Raw genomic sequence first — 13,435 nt, 5'->3', positions numbered from 1 at the left:
CGTGTCCCTTCATGAAGCTCGTCTTCGCCGGTACCCCCGAGGTCGCCGTTCCCGCTCTGGACGCCCTGATCGCCTCCGGGCGGCACGAGGTGGCCGCCGTCGTCACGCGGCCCGACGCGCCGGCCGGACGCGGGCGGCGGCTGGTCGCCTCGCCTGTGGCCCAGCGCGCCGAGGAGGCCGGGATCGAGGTGCTGAAGCCCGTACGGCCCCGGGACCCGGAGTTCCTGGAGCGGCTGAGGGAGATCGCACCGGACTGCTGTCCCGTCGTCGCCTACGGGGCGCTGCTGCCCAAGGTCGCCCTCGACATCCCCGCCCAGGGCTGGGTGAACCTGCACTTCTCGCTGCTGCCCGCCTGGCGCGGCGCCGCGCCCGTGCAGCACTCGATCATGGCGGGGGACGAGATCACGGGCGCCTCCACCTTCCTGATCGAGGAGGGGCTCGACTCCGGCCCGGTCTACGGCACCGTCACTGAGGTGATCCGGCCCACCGACACCAGCGGGGACCTGCTGACCCGGCTCGCCTTCGCGGGTGCCGGTCTGCTCTCCGCGACCATGGACGGCATCGAGGACGGCGCGGTGAAGGCGCTGCCGCAGCCGAACGAGGGCATCACCCTCGCCCCGAAGATCACCGTCGAGGACGCGCACATCGACTGGGCCGCCCCGGCCCTGCGCGTCGACCGCGTGGTGCGCGGCTGCACGCCCGCGCCCGGAGCCTGGACGACCTTCCGGGGCGAGCGCCTCAAGCTCATCCACGTGCAGCCCGTGCCGGGGCGCGACGACCTCGCCCCGGGCGTGCCGGCCGTCGGCAAGAACAGCGTCCACGTCGGCACCGGCTCGTACGCCGTCGAGCTGCTGTGGGTCCAGGCCCAGGGCAAGAAGCCGATGCGGGCGGCCGACTGGGCCCGCGGGGTGCGGATCGGCGACGACGAGCGGCTGGGGGACTAGGGAGACCAGGGGGACTCGGGCTCCGGGAGACGCGCTCCCATTGAGGGGCCCCGGTCCCAGCCGGGTGGCAGGCCGAAGTAGGTGAAGGGGGCCCAGAAGGCGGGGTGGCGGAACGGGGCCCGTTCGCGCAGGCTGTTCCGGGCGGCGGTGAGTGCGTCCAGCGGGTGCAGGCCGCCGTCGACGAGACCTTCGTAGAACGCGTCCATGAACAGGCTCGTCGGGCGGTCGCGGACCGGCCAGCGGGTGGCCAGCACCCCGCAGGCGCCGCTCGCCAGGAAGGCGCGGACGAACCCGATCATCTCGTCCGTGCCCGACACCGAGCCGAGCCCGGTCTCGCAGCCGCTGAGCACGGCCAGGCACGGTTCGAGCCGCAGCTGGAGCAGGTCGCGCACCTCCAGGTTCCCCGAGCCGTCCGAGCCGTCGTCCGCGAGGACGATGCCGGAGAAGGCCGGGGTGTCCGGCTGGAGGTCGGTGTGCGCGGCCAGGTGCAGCAGCCGCGCCGTCGACGCCCACTCGGTGAACGCCGCCTTCGTCGCCGCGGCGCCGATCAGCGGACCGCCGCCCGCGATGTCCCGCACCTGCCGCCGGATCGCCTCGACCTCACCGCGCGCGTTCCGCAGGGTGTGGTCGGGGTCGGCCATGACCAGGGCGGGTTCGTAGGTCCCCGGCAGGTCGCGCAGGAAGTGGGATACCGACAGCGAGGGCAGATACGAGACGGCGTACTTCTCGAAAGCGTGACCGTCCGGGCCCAGCAGCGCCTCCAGGGGGAACCCGAACACCTCGGGTGTGGGGACGACGACGAGTTCGGTGGCTCCGGAGAGAGCCCCGGCGTCCTCGATCGGCGCCAGCAGCCGTGTGTGCAGGCTGCGGGAGAGCGCGGAGATCCGCTCCGTGTCCGAGCTGGTCCAGCCCAGTGCGGCCAGTTCGCGGTCCAGGGACCTGGTGCCGGCCAGCTCGCCGTGGCGGTGCACCGACAGCTCGCCGCGGTGGCGGACCAGGCTGATCAGCTCCTCGCCGACGACCGCGTACTCGACCACGGCGACCCGTCCGCCCGTCGCGATGTCCAGGGCCGACTCGTCGCCGGGTTCGACGGAGCTGAAGGACCGGTACGTGGGGTAGGACTGGGCGGCGAACGCCTCGTACTCGTCGAACTCGGTCCGTGCGCGGCGCAGTTCCCCGGCCAGGCGCTCCGGCGCATCCGGTGCGCAGTCCTCGCCCGAGCGGTGGGCCTGGAGCAGGGTCTGCCGTCTGCGCACCTCCCCGGCCAGGCCGGCGAGTCGGTCGCGGACCTCGGGCGGCAGGGCCACCGAGGCCGTGGGGGTCGAACCGAGCCGGTCCACGAGGACCCGCGCCCGGCTCCTCTCCAGGACGGCGAAGAGCCGTGACCGCCACAGCCGGGCCGCCTCGGGGCTCTCGCCGCTCTGCTCCTGCGCGAGGGCCAGGGACATGGCGCCGGTGACACAGTCCTCGGCGCTGGTGACCATGCCGAGCTGCACGGACTCGGCGAGGGTCAGCCGGCGCAGGGTCTCGTGGGCCGTCCAGGACCGCTCGTAGTGCTCCCAGGCGGTGGCCGGGTCGCCCAGGCGGGTGTTCAGATCGCCCATCGACTCGTGGACGGTCGCGAGGATCCGGTGGTCGCCGATCCTGCCGCCGATCTCCGCCGCCATGCCGAAGAAGTGCAGCGCGTCGGATCCCTCTCCCTCCCGTTCGAGCACGGCGGCCAGATGCGTGAGGGCGAGCGCCTGGCCCTGCTCGTCTCCCGCCCGGGCGTAGATCCCCCACGCCTCGGTGATGAGCCCCCGGGCCTGCCGGGGCTCCGAGGCGGCCGACAGGTTCAGCAGGGCGAGCGGCCGGCTCTCGCGCTCGTCGAGTTCCTCGGCGGAGTCCAGCGCCCAGCCGAGGTACTTCACGTACAGCCGGATCTGCTTCAGCTCCAGGTAGCACTGGGCGATGTTGTTGAGCAGCACCACCTCCTGGTCACGCCCGCCGATCCTCGCGTGGTGCAGCAGGGCCCGGTGGTAGTGGCGCAGGGCGAGGCGGACCTGGCCACTGGCGGCGGACACGTTGGCCCGGGCCGTCAGCGCGGCCGCCAGGGCGTCCGGTGCTCCTCCGGCCTCCGCCAGTGCGATCGCCCGGTCCGCCGCCCGGGCGGCGTCGTCGTGCCGGCCGATGCCGTTCAACGACGTGCTCAGGCTCGCCGCGGCCAGGGCCCGGTGTTCCGGCGGCGCGTCGTCGGGCATCAGCTCGTCCGCGGCCGCGAAGTCGGCGATCGCGGCCTCGGTCTGGCCCAGCCGCTCGCGCAGAATGCCGCGCCGGCGCAACAGCTCGGCGCGTTCCGGGCCGGCCGACGGTCCGGTCTCGACGGCCTGGGTCAGTACGGCGATGGCCTCGTCGGCCCGCTCCAGCGCGGCGAGGAGACGGGCCGTCTCACGTGCTGTCCCGGCGATGCCGTCCCCGGCGGCCTCCCGCAGCCGCCGCAGCGCTTCCTCACCCCGGCCCAGGGACAGCGCGCAGGTGGTGAAGGCGCTGACGAGCATGTCCGCCACATCGGGAGGCAACCCCCGCAGACCGGCCACGGCGCCGGCGAGCCTGTCGTGGGCGAGTTCCTTCTGCCCGGTGGTTCGCAGGGCCTCACCCAGCAGCAGGGCGACCCGTGCGGCGTCCGCGGGGTCCGGCAGTGTGCCGTCGAGAGCGGTGAGCACCGCGACGACGCGGTTCATCGCGGCCGGTGCCATCCGGGCGTCGATCGCCCGGGCGGCCGCCCGGAGCCGCTCGGGCAGGGGAGCCGCCCCGGATTCGAGCACGGAGATCAGTGCGGCGGCGTTCACCAGGCTCATCCCTCGCTCTCCCTTCCCTCGCTCTCCCTTCCCTCGTCCTCCTCGTCGCCGCCCCGTGCCGCCGCCCGTACGGAGCGGCAGGCGGCCAGGAGGGCCAGGGCCTGTCCGTGGTCCGGGACCCGGCGCAGGAGTTCGGCCGCGATCTCCTCGGCCTCGGCGAGGTGCCCCGTGTTGAAGTGGAGGGCGGCCAGCGCCAGGAGGGTGGTCGGAGCCTCCGGGGCGATTCGCCAGGCCCGTTCGACGTAGCCCAGGACCACCGACGGATCCGTGGTCTCGTCGGCGATGTTGAGGGCGGCCAGGGCCAGGTTGGCCCAGTGGAGGGCGTCGTCGGGGTCCTTGTCGACGGCCTTCTCGAAGCAGGCGAGGGCCCGGTGGCCGTCGCCGGTGTGCTGGAAGCAGACACCCAGGTCGTTCCAGGTCCGGCCGTCGTCGGGACACACCGCGAGATAGCGCTCGTAGTAGGTCACCGCCTCCGCCGGGTCGCCCGCGGCACCGGCGGCCTTCGCCCTGATGAACAACGCGCCGGAGGATCCGGGGTCCTGGGCCAGGACGAGGTCGGCACGGCTGACGGCGGTGCGGACGTCACCGTCGCGCAGCGCCACGTCCGCGCGGATCAGCGCGGTCGAGAGCCGGTCCTCGCCGCTGTCCGCCCTGGCGAGGTACTCCTGGGCCTCGGCAGGGCGGTCGAGTTCCCTGGCGGCCAGCGCACGCAACAGCCACCACTCCGAGGCCTCGGGGCGTAACGCGCACAGCGCGGCCGTCAGCTCCTCGGCCGTCTCGAAGCGGCCGCCGCCCAGCGCCGTCGCGGCGTGGCGGGCCAGCATGGAGACGGCGTTCTCCACCATGTCGGGCGTCATCTTCCAGCCGTCCGCGCGGATCCCGGCGCGCAACAGCGCCTCCGCTTCGAGCTCCTGTCCCCGCCCGGCCAGGACATGTGCCTTGTTGAGCAGCGCGGAGGGCCGCCCGGGGTCGAGTTCCAGAGCCCGGTCCAGGGCCACGAGCGCCTCGTCGGGCCGGCCGGCCGCCAGCAGGGCCGTACCGCGTGTCGCCTGGTACTTGGCGTCGTTCGGACGTTCCTCGCACAGGGCGTCGAGGATCGGGACCGCCTGGCCGGCCTCGGCGGCCCGGATCAGGCACAGGGCGCCGTTGAGGCGGGCGTCCCGGTCGTCGGGCCGGAGCCGGGCCGCCTCGGCCCAGAGGCCGGCGGCCTCCCGGTGCGCGTCGCGATCCTCCGCCGCCCGAGCCTCGTCGGCGAGGGCCCGGGCCCGGTCCCGTCGCTCGGACTCCGCGGGCCCGATGAGTGTGTGCATGCGGTCGCCCGACATCTCAGGTGGCAGATACAGGCTCGGCATCTCCCGTGCCGCCGTCCACGCCATGCGCTCCACCGGGTCCTGCGGCGGGGCGGGCAGGGCCGCGCGGTGCTCCTCGAACTCCGCCCCGCACACCGCCCAGGTGCCGTCCGCCTCGAGCGAGGCGATCGCCTCCCGCACGGGTTCCGCCTTGCTCGTCAGGGCCCTGAGCAGGCCGAAGGCGTTGAGGCGGGCACGGCCGGGGCCGGCCCGGCAGAGGTCGGTCATGGCCCGCAGGAAGCGAGCGCGCCACTCGTCCGGCAGGTCCTCGTCGTCCAGGAACCCGGACGTCTGGAGAGCCAGGGTCACGACCTCGTTGGTCACCAGCGGCGGGGCCGCGGACAGCACCCGCGCGGCGAGGTACTCCAGGGGGTCGGCCTCGTAGACCTTCGCGCTGTCCGTGCTCGCCCCGGTCAGGCGGACCCGACGAAATCCCACCGGCATCGAACGCCCCCGTCCCTGAACACCCCTCAGGAGGCCGACGGTACCCGGGACGATTTCCCCACAAACAATGATCTTGCCCCCGGTCGGCCGCTCCACGCCGGTACGTTCCCGGCTCTGCCCGCGTCGTAGGCTGGGAAACGCACCCCCCTTCCAGAAGCGGAGCACCTTTTTCGTGAGCGACCCGTCCCGCCGTCCCCGTAAGCCAGGCAAGCCGTACCGGCGGCCGCAGAAGGATCCCGTCCGTTTCCTCGCCTTCGAGGCGCTGCGGGCCGTGGACGAGCGGGACGCGTACGCGAACCTCGTGCTGCCGCCGCTGCTGCGCAAGGCGCGGGAGAAGGAGGGGCCCGAGAACTTCGACGGGCGGGACGCGGCGCTGGCCACCGAGCTGGTCTACGGGACGCTGCGCCGGCAGGGGACGTACGACGCCGTGATCGCGGCCTGTGTGGACCGGCCGCTGCGGGAGGTCGACCCGCCCGTGCTGGACGTGCTGAGCCTCGGTGTGCACCAGCTGCTCGGGACGCGCATCCCGACGCACGCGGCCGTGTCCGCCTCCGTGGAGCTGGCCCGGGTCGTGCTCGGGGACGGACGGGCCAAGTTCGTCAACGCCGTGCTGCGCAAGGTCGCCCAGCAGGATCTCGACGCCTGGATCGCGCAGGTCGCGCCGCCCTACGACGACGACCCCGAGGACCATCTCGCCGTCGTGCACTCGCATCCGCGCTGGGTCGTCTCCGCGCTGTGGGACTCCCTCGGCGGCGGCCGGGCCGGCATCGAGGACCTCCTGGAGGCCGACAACGAGCGGCCCGAGGTGACCCTGGTCGCCCGGCCGGGGCGTGCCACCACCGAGGAGCTGCTGGGCGAGGAGGCCGCCGTCCCCGGACGCTGGTCGCCGTACGCCGTGCGGCTCTCCGAGGGCGGTGAGCCCGGCGCCATCGACGCCGTACGGGAGGGCCGCGCGGGGGTGCAGGACGAGGGGAGCCAGCTCGTGGCGCTGGCTCTCGCGAACGCGCCGCTGGACGGACCGGACGAGAAGTGGCTCGACGGCTGTGCCGGGCCCGGCGGCAAGGCGGCGCTGCTCGCCGCCCTCGCCGCCGAGCGCGGGGCCGCCCTCCTCGCCTCCGAGAAGCAGCCGCACCGGGCGGGTCTGGTGGCGAAGGCGCTCGCCGGGAACCCCGGCCCCTACCAGGTGATCGCCGCCGACGGGACCCGGCCGCCGTGGCGGCCCGGCTCCTTCGACCGGGTGCTGATGGACGTGCCGTGCACGGGCCTCGGCGCCCTGCGCCGCCGTCCCGAGGCGCGCTGGCGCCGCCGCCCGGAGGACCTCGAGAGCTTCGCGCCCCTGCAGCGCGGGCTGCTGCGCACCGCGCTGGAGTCCGTCCGCGTCGGCGGGGTCGTCGGATACGCCACCTGCTCACCGCACCTCGCCGAGACCCGGGCCGTGGTCTCCGACGTGCTCAAGCACGTCCCCGAGGCCGACCTGATCGACGCCCGCCCCCTCCTGCCGGGCCTGCCGGCACTGGGCGAGGGCCCCGACGTACAGCTGTGGCCGCATCTGCACGGGACCGACGCCATGTACCTGGCGCTCATCCGCCGGACCGGGTGACCTCCGGCTCCTTCGGAGCGGTCGTGCCGTCCTCCCGCGCCAGCCGGTTCGGCCACCACACCTTCGGGCCGATGTCCAGGAAGAGGGACGTGACCAGGACGGAGCGGACGACGAAGGTATCCAGCAGGACGCCCAGGGCGACCGCGAAGCCGATCTCGGCGAAGGCGACCATGGGGAGGGTGCCCAGCGCGGCGAAGGTGCCGGCCAGCACCAGGCCGGCGGAGGTGATGACCGCGCCGGTGGCCGCGAGGCCCGTCACCACGCCGGGACGGGTGCCCTGGCGGCCCGCCTCCTCGCGGATGCGGGTCGTGAGGAAGATGTTGTAGTCGATGCCCAGGGCGACGAGGAAGACGAACACGAAGAGCGGGAAGTCCGTCGACTCGCCGGCGTAGTCGAAGAGATGACGGAAGGCGAGCGCGCTGAGGCCGAGCGCCGCCGCGAACGACAGGATCACCGTCGCGACCAGCAGCAGCGCGGCGATCACGGCGCGCAGCAGGGCACAGAGGATCAGCAGGACCACGAGCAGGACCAGCGGGATGATCAGCAGGTTGTCGTGCGTGGTCGCCTTGTCCATGTCCAGCAGGGCCGCCGTGCCGCCACCCACCTGGGCGTCGGCGTCGGGCACCGCGTGCACGGCGTCCCGGACCCGCTCGACGGTCTGTTTCGCGGCCTCGCTGTCCGACGGGTCGGTCATGGTCGCCTCGAACAGCACCTTGCCGTCGGACACCGGTTTCGCGCCCGGTGGGAGGCCGAGGGACGTCGGCACGACGCCCTCGGTGTCCGCGACCGCCTGGCCCACCTGCCGGGCCTGGGCCTGGTTGGAGACGATGACGAGGGGGTCGCCGCTGCCCGCCGGGAAGTACTCCTCGGACACCTCCTGGCCCGTGATGGAGTCGGGTTTGCCGGTGAAGGCGTCCGCGTTGCTGATGCCCTCCGCGCGCAGCTGGATCAGCCCGAGGGAGCAGATCGCGAGGACGAGCGTCGTCACGATCCAGATCATGCGCGGGCGCTCGGCGAGACCGCGGCCCGTGCGGGCCCAGACGCCGCGTTCGGTCGGGTCGGGCGTGCCGAAGTGCGGGATCACCGGCCAGAAGATCCAGCGGCCGCAGATCACCAGCAGGGCCGGGAACAGGGTCATCATCGCCAGCAGGGCGACCGCCACACCGATCGCCGCGACCGGGCCGAGCCCCCGGGTGGAGTTCATCTCGGCGGCCATCAGCACCAGCATGCTCAGCACCACCGTGGCACCGGAGGCCAGCACCGCCGGGCCCGCCCGGTGCAGGGCCAGCGCCATCGCCTCGTGCCGGTCCTCGTGCCGGCGCAGTTCCTCCCGGTAGCGCGCCACCAGGAGCAGCGCGTAGTCCGTCCCCGCGCCGAACACCAGCACCGTGAGGATGCCGGCGCTCTGTCCGTTCACGGTCAGGCCCGCGTGTTCCGCCAGGAAGTAGATCAGGGACTGCGCGGTGAACAGCGCGGCGATCACCGCGAGCAGCGGGACCACGAGGAGCGTCGGGCTGCGGTAGGTGATCAGGAGCATGACGATGACGACGGCCATCGCCGACAGCAGCAGGGTGGAGTCGATGCCCTCGAACGCCTCGGAGAAGTCCGCCGACGTGCCGCCGGGGCCGGTGATGTGCACGGCCAGTCCGTCGCCGCCCTCGCCGACGATGTCACGGATCGAGTCGACCGCCGGCGCGATCCGCTCCCAGCCCTGCTCGTCCATCGTGATCGGGACGAGGATCTGGGCGGCGCGCGGGTCCACCTGCCGGTCGTAGACCGGACCGCGGGTCTCGGCGCCCCGGATGCCGTGGTCGGTGAGCTGCTTCAGCTGCGCGGTGTCCTCGGTGATCTCCGCCCGGTCCTGCGCCGTCAGACCGCTGTCGCGGGCGTACACGACGACCGCGGGGATCTGCTCCGGCCGGAAGTCCTTCGAGATCTCCAGCACCTGGGTGGACTCCGCCGACCCCGGCAGCCAGGAGGCCGCGTCGTTGTCCTGGGCGTCGGTGAGCTTCTGGGCGAACGGCGCCGTCAGGAACAGCAGCACCAGCCAGAGCACCAGCACCAGCCACTTGGCACGCCGTCCGCAGACGAGGTGTGCGACACCGCGATTCTCGGCCATGGCTACCCCCCGAACCGGTCTGTCGACGCCGCGTGAGGCCGCGCCCCCCAAGGGGCGCGGGGAACTGCGCGCTCAGCCACAGCCGGTCCGCGGACGACGATCCACGGTCCCCCCGCGGGACCGATGCCCGCAACCCCCGGAGGGCATGGCAGGCTTGGGTCATGGCCGCGCAGATCAACCCCAGCATCCTGTCCGCCGACTTCGCCCGCCTCGCGGACGAGGCCAAGGCGGTGGAAGGAGCCGACTGGCTCCACGTCGACGTGATGGACAACCATTTCGTCCCGAACCTCACGCTCGGCGTGCCGGTCGTAGAGTCGTTGGCCCGTGCGACGGACACTCCGCTGGACTGCCATCTGATGATCGAGGCCCCCGATCGCTGGGCCCCGCAGTACGTCGAGGCGGGTGCCTCGTCCGTCACCTTCCACGTCGAGGCGGCCGCCGCGCCGGTGCGGCTCGCTCGCGAGATCCGTGCCAAGGGCGCCCGTGCCTCCATGGCGCTCAAGCCCGCGACGCCCATCGAGCCGTACGAGGACCTGCTGCCCGAACTCGACATGCTGCTGATCATGACGGTCGAACCGGGCTTCGGGGGCCAGGCGTTCCTCGACATCATGCTCCCGAAGATCCGCCGGACCCGCGAGTTGATCAGCAAGCACGGCCTCCAGCTGTGGCTCCAGGTGGACGGCGGCGTCTCGGCCTCGACGATCGAGCGGTGCGCCGAGGCGGGCGCGGACGTCTTCGTCGCCGGTTCGGCGGTGTACGGCGCCGAGGACCCGGCCGAGGCGGTCCGCGCGCTGCGGGCGCAGGCGGAGGTGACGACGGCCGGGGCGAGCTGGGCCTGCGCCCACTGAGACGCGGTCCATGCGGCCACTGGGCCACAGGAACGTGAACGGCTCTCATCGGGGCCGATCAAGACCGCCGCATCTGCGAGGATGAACGGCGTATCCAGAGTGTGAACAGCAGTGAGGAGATCGCCGTGTCGGGTATGTCGGCGGGCCGGTCAGCCATGCGGATGGGACCCGCAGAGCTGGTGCAGGCGGCGGCCATGGCCCGCCGCTTCTACCTCGAGGGCAAGTCCAAGATCCAGATCGCGGAGGAGTTCGGCGTCAGCCGCTTCAAGGTGGCCCGGGTCCTGGAGACCGCCCTCGAACGGGATCTCGTACGGATCGAGATCCGCGTGCCGGCCGAGCTGGACGCGGAGCGCTCCGACGCGCTCCGCGCCCGCTACGGCCTCAGGCACGCCGTCGTGGTCGAGTCCCCGGCCGATGCCGAGGAATCGCCCGATCCCGAGAACCTGGGAGAAGTGGCCGCCGATCTGCTCGGCGAGCTGCTGAACGAGGGAGATGTCCTGGGCCTGGCCTGGGGCCGCTCCACCATCCACATGGCGGCGGCGCTCGACCGGCTGCCGCCGTGCACGGTGGTGCAGCTGACGGGCGTGTACGACGCCGGGACCGCCGAGCGCGGCTCGGTGGAGGCCGTCCGCCGCGCCGCCCAGGTGTCGGGCGGCGACGCGCATCCCATCTACGCGCCGATGCTGCTGCCGGACGCGGCCACCGCGGCCGCGCTGCGCAACCAGACCGGGATCGCCCGGGCCTTCGAGTACTTCGACAAGGTCACGGTCGCCTGTGTCTCGATCGGCTCCTGGGAGCCCGGCATCTCGACCGTGCACGACATGCTCAGCGACGAGGAGCGGGCGCACTACGCCTCGCTCGGCGTCGCCGCCGAGATGTCCGCACACCTCTTCGACTCGGACGGCCGCCGGGTCGGGCGGGACCTGGGCGAGCGGTGCATCACGGTCAAGGCCGACCAGCTCCGCCGTATCCCCGAGGTCGTCGCGATCGCGGGCGGGCAGCGCAAGGCGGCCGCGATCGACGCTGTGCTGCGCTCCGGGCTCGTCACCAGCCTGGTCACGGACACGTCCGCGGCCGACTATCTGATGACGGCGGGGCCGACGCCGAAGCCGGCGCTCAACCGGTCGGACCCGGACGGGATCTGACGGACAGCGGGAGGGGGACGGCTCCGCGGGCCGTCCCCCTCCGCCGCAACCACCCACTTGCCCAGGACGGTGACGGAATGACCGAGCACATGCTCACGCTGGACCTCGACGGGGTGACGGACAAGGCGAGCCTGATGGACGCCTGCGCCCGGGACCTGGAGCTGCCCGACTGGTTCGGCCGCAACTGGGACGCGCTCGCCGACAGCCTCACCGACGTGCCGAACGGACCCGAGTCGGGGCCGGTGCTGGTCGTCGTACGCAACTGGCGGCCGTACGCGAAGACGCGGCCCGAGGAGTGGGAGATCGCGCAGGAGGTGTTCTCGTCGGCGGTGAACCAGGCGCCGGCACTCTCCGTGGTGCTCGCTCTCGGAGGATCCTCCTAACGCCCCGGTGAGCTGCTTGGACGTTCTGTCCGGGCAGCTCGGCACGGTCGTCATGGGAGAATGAAGTACGTGCTCTTCCCTCTGGCCGGCCGGTCGGGGGGTCACCTCTGATCGACTGGGATGTGCCAGCACGTGCGTTTCCTCAACGACATCCAGCCCGCCTACGACCTCACCTACGACGATGTCTTCATGGTGCCGAGCCGCAGCGCGGTCGGATCTCGTCAGGGCGTGGACCTCTCCGCCCCGGACGGCACGGGCACCACGATCCCGCTGGTCGTCGCCAACATGACCGCGGTCGCCGGCCGCCGGATGGCCGAGACGATGGCCCGCCGCGGCGGACTCGTCGTCATCCCGCAGGACATCCCGATCGACGTCGTCACCGAAGTCGTCTCCTGGGTCAAGAGCCGCCATCTGGTGCTGGACACCCCGATCGTGCTCGCCCCGCACCAGACCGTCGCCGACGCCCTCGCGCTGCTGCCCAAGCGCGCGCACAACGCGGGCGTCGTCGTCGACGAGGACGGCCGTCCGATCGGTGTCGTCACCGACCAGGACCTCAACGGCGTCGACCGGTTCACGCAGCTCGAGGTCGTCATGTCCCGCGACCTGCTGCTCCTGGACGCCGACATCGACCCGCGCGAGGCCTTCAACACCCTCGACGCGGCCAACCGGCGCTACGCCCCGGCCGTCGACCAGGACGGCAAGCTGGCCGGCATCCTCACCCGCAAGGGCGCCCTGCGCGCCACGCTCTACACGCCGGCCACCGACGCGCGGGGCAGGCTGCGGATCGCCGCGGCCGTCGGCATCAACGGCGATGTGGCCGGCAAGGCCAAGCAGCTGCTCGACGCGGGCGTGGACACGCTCGTCATCGACACCGCCCACGGCCACCAGGAGTCGATGATCAGCGCGATCCGCACCGTGCGCGCCCTCGACCCGCAGGTGCCGATCGCGGCCGGCAACATCGTCTCCGCCGAGGGCGTCAAGGACCTGATCGACGCGGGCGCCGACATCATCAAGGTCGGTGTCGGCCCGGGCGCCATGTGCACCACCCGGATGATGACCGGCGTGGGCCGGCCCCAGTTCTCGGCGGTCCTGGAGTGCGCGGCCGAGGCGAAGAAGTACGGCAAGCACGTCTGGGCCGACGGCGGTGTCCGCCACCCCCGTGACGTCGCCATGGCACTGGCGGCCGGCGCGTCCAACGTGATGGTCGGCTCCTGGTTCGCCGGCACCTACGAGTCGCCGGGCGACCTCCAGCAGGACGCGAACGGCCGCCTCTACAAGGAGTCGTTCGGCATGGCGTCGGCGCGCGCCGTGCGCAACCGCACGTCGGAGGAGTCGGCCTACGACCGCGCCCGCAAGGCGCTGTTCGAGGAGGGCATCTCCACCTCCCGGATGTTCCTCGACCCGGCCCGCCCGGGCGTCGAGGACCTGGTGGACTCGATCATCGCGGGCGTCCGCTCCTCCTGCACCTACGCCGGCGCCGGCTCCCTGGAGGAGTTCGCCGAGAAGGCCGTCGTGGGCGTCCAGAGCGCGGCCGGCTACGCAGAGGGCAAGCCCCTGCACGCCAGCTGGAGCTGACCCGACCCGTCCGGCCACGGCCCCCGCCGTCTCCCTCCCGGGAGGCGCGGGGGCCGTCGGCGTTCGGGTGATCGAAAACGCCTGATCAGGGGGTTCGCGCAACACTCGGCAGGCCCCGCGCAACGAACACCCGTCCCGCCCCGAGGAACGCAACGATCTTGCGGATACGCGCAAGGTTGCTGCATTACGAC

Annotated in this window: 9 protein-coding genes; 6 read left to right on the top strand and 3 right to left on the bottom strand. The window is 72.9% G+C overall.

The window, feature by feature from the left end; translation table 11 throughout:
• Positions 1-11: 11 nt before the first annotated feature.
• Positions 12-944 carry a methionyl-tRNA formyltransferase gene (gene fmt / locus ACZ6D7_RS19070; protein WP_469491733.1) on the top strand — a complete coding sequence of 311 codons (933 nt, stop codon included), beginning with the start codon at positions 12-14 and terminating at the stop codon, positions 942-944.
• On the opposite strand, the gene ACZ6D7_RS19065 is transcribed toward fmt, so the two are convergent.
• On the bottom strand, positions 941-3,781 hold the full coding sequence (locus tag ACZ6D7_RS19065) for a CHAT domain-containing protein (protein WP_469491731.1): 2,841 nt from the start codon (positions 3,779-3,781) through the stop codon (positions 941-943). The two genes, fmt and ACZ6D7_RS19065, sit on opposite strands and share 4 nt — an antisense overlap.
• Positions 3,778-5,574, bottom strand: coding sequence for a tetratricopeptide repeat protein (locus ACZ6D7_RS19060; RefSeq protein WP_469491728.1), 1,797 nt, complete (start codon positions 5,572-5,574; stop codon positions 3,778-3,780). The genes ACZ6D7_RS19065 and ACZ6D7_RS19060 overlap by 4 nt, the downstream gene beginning before the upstream one ends.
• Positions 5,575-5,746: 172 nt before the next feature.
• Here ACZ6D7_RS19060 and ACZ6D7_RS19055 point away from each other — a divergent pair, with 172 nt between their 5' ends.
• Complete coding sequence (locus tag ACZ6D7_RS19055) at positions 5,747-7,174, top strand: RsmB/NOP family class I SAM-dependent RNA methyltransferase (RefSeq protein WP_469491726.1); 1,428 nt, start codon at positions 5,747-5,749, stop codon at positions 7,172-7,174.
• Here the strand turns inward: ACZ6D7_RS19055 and ACZ6D7_RS19050 are convergent.
• Positions 7,155-9,293, bottom strand: coding sequence for an MMPL family transporter (locus ACZ6D7_RS19050; RefSeq protein ID WP_469491724.1), 2,139 nt, complete (start codon positions 9,291-9,293; stop codon positions 7,155-7,157). The genes ACZ6D7_RS19055 and ACZ6D7_RS19050 overlap by 20 nt on opposite strands.
• Before the next feature lie 161 nt (positions 9,294-9,454).
• Between ACZ6D7_RS19050 and rpe the strand changes: the two genes are divergently transcribed.
• From rpe to ACZ6D7_RS19030, 4 genes are all read left to right on the top strand, one after another.
• Positions 9,455-10,141, top strand: a complete 687-nt coding sequence (gene rpe, locus ACZ6D7_RS19045) for a ribulose-phosphate 3-epimerase (RefSeq protein WP_469491722.1) — start codon at positions 9,455-9,457, stop codon at positions 10,139-10,141.
• A 101-nt stretch (positions 10,142-10,242) separates the two neighbouring features.
• Positions 10,243-11,286 carry a sugar-binding transcriptional regulator gene (locus tag ACZ6D7_RS19040; protein ID WP_469491720.1) on the top strand — a complete coding sequence of 348 codons (1,044 nt, stop codon included), beginning with the start codon at positions 10,243-10,245 and terminating at the stop codon, positions 11,284-11,286.
• 77 nt (positions 11,287-11,363) lie between these two features.
• Positions 11,364-11,669 (top strand): barstar family protein, encoded by a 306-nt coding sequence (locus tag ACZ6D7_RS19035; protein ID WP_469491718.1) that lies wholly within the window; start codon positions 11,364-11,366, stop codon positions 11,667-11,669.
• 132 nt (positions 11,670-11,801) lie between these two features.
• Positions 11,802-13,244: a GuaB1 family IMP dehydrogenase-related protein gene (locus ACZ6D7_RS19030; RefSeq protein WP_469492204.1), complete on the top strand. Its 1,443-nt coding sequence runs from the start codon at positions 11,802-11,804 to the stop codon at positions 13,242-13,244.
• Positions 13,245-13,435: the final 191 nt, after the last annotated feature.

The organism is Streptomyces sp. NPDC041784, assembly GCF_055591025.1.
Note: the sequence above shows the minus strand (reverse complement) of the source record. Positions and strands in the feature narration are given on the sequence as shown.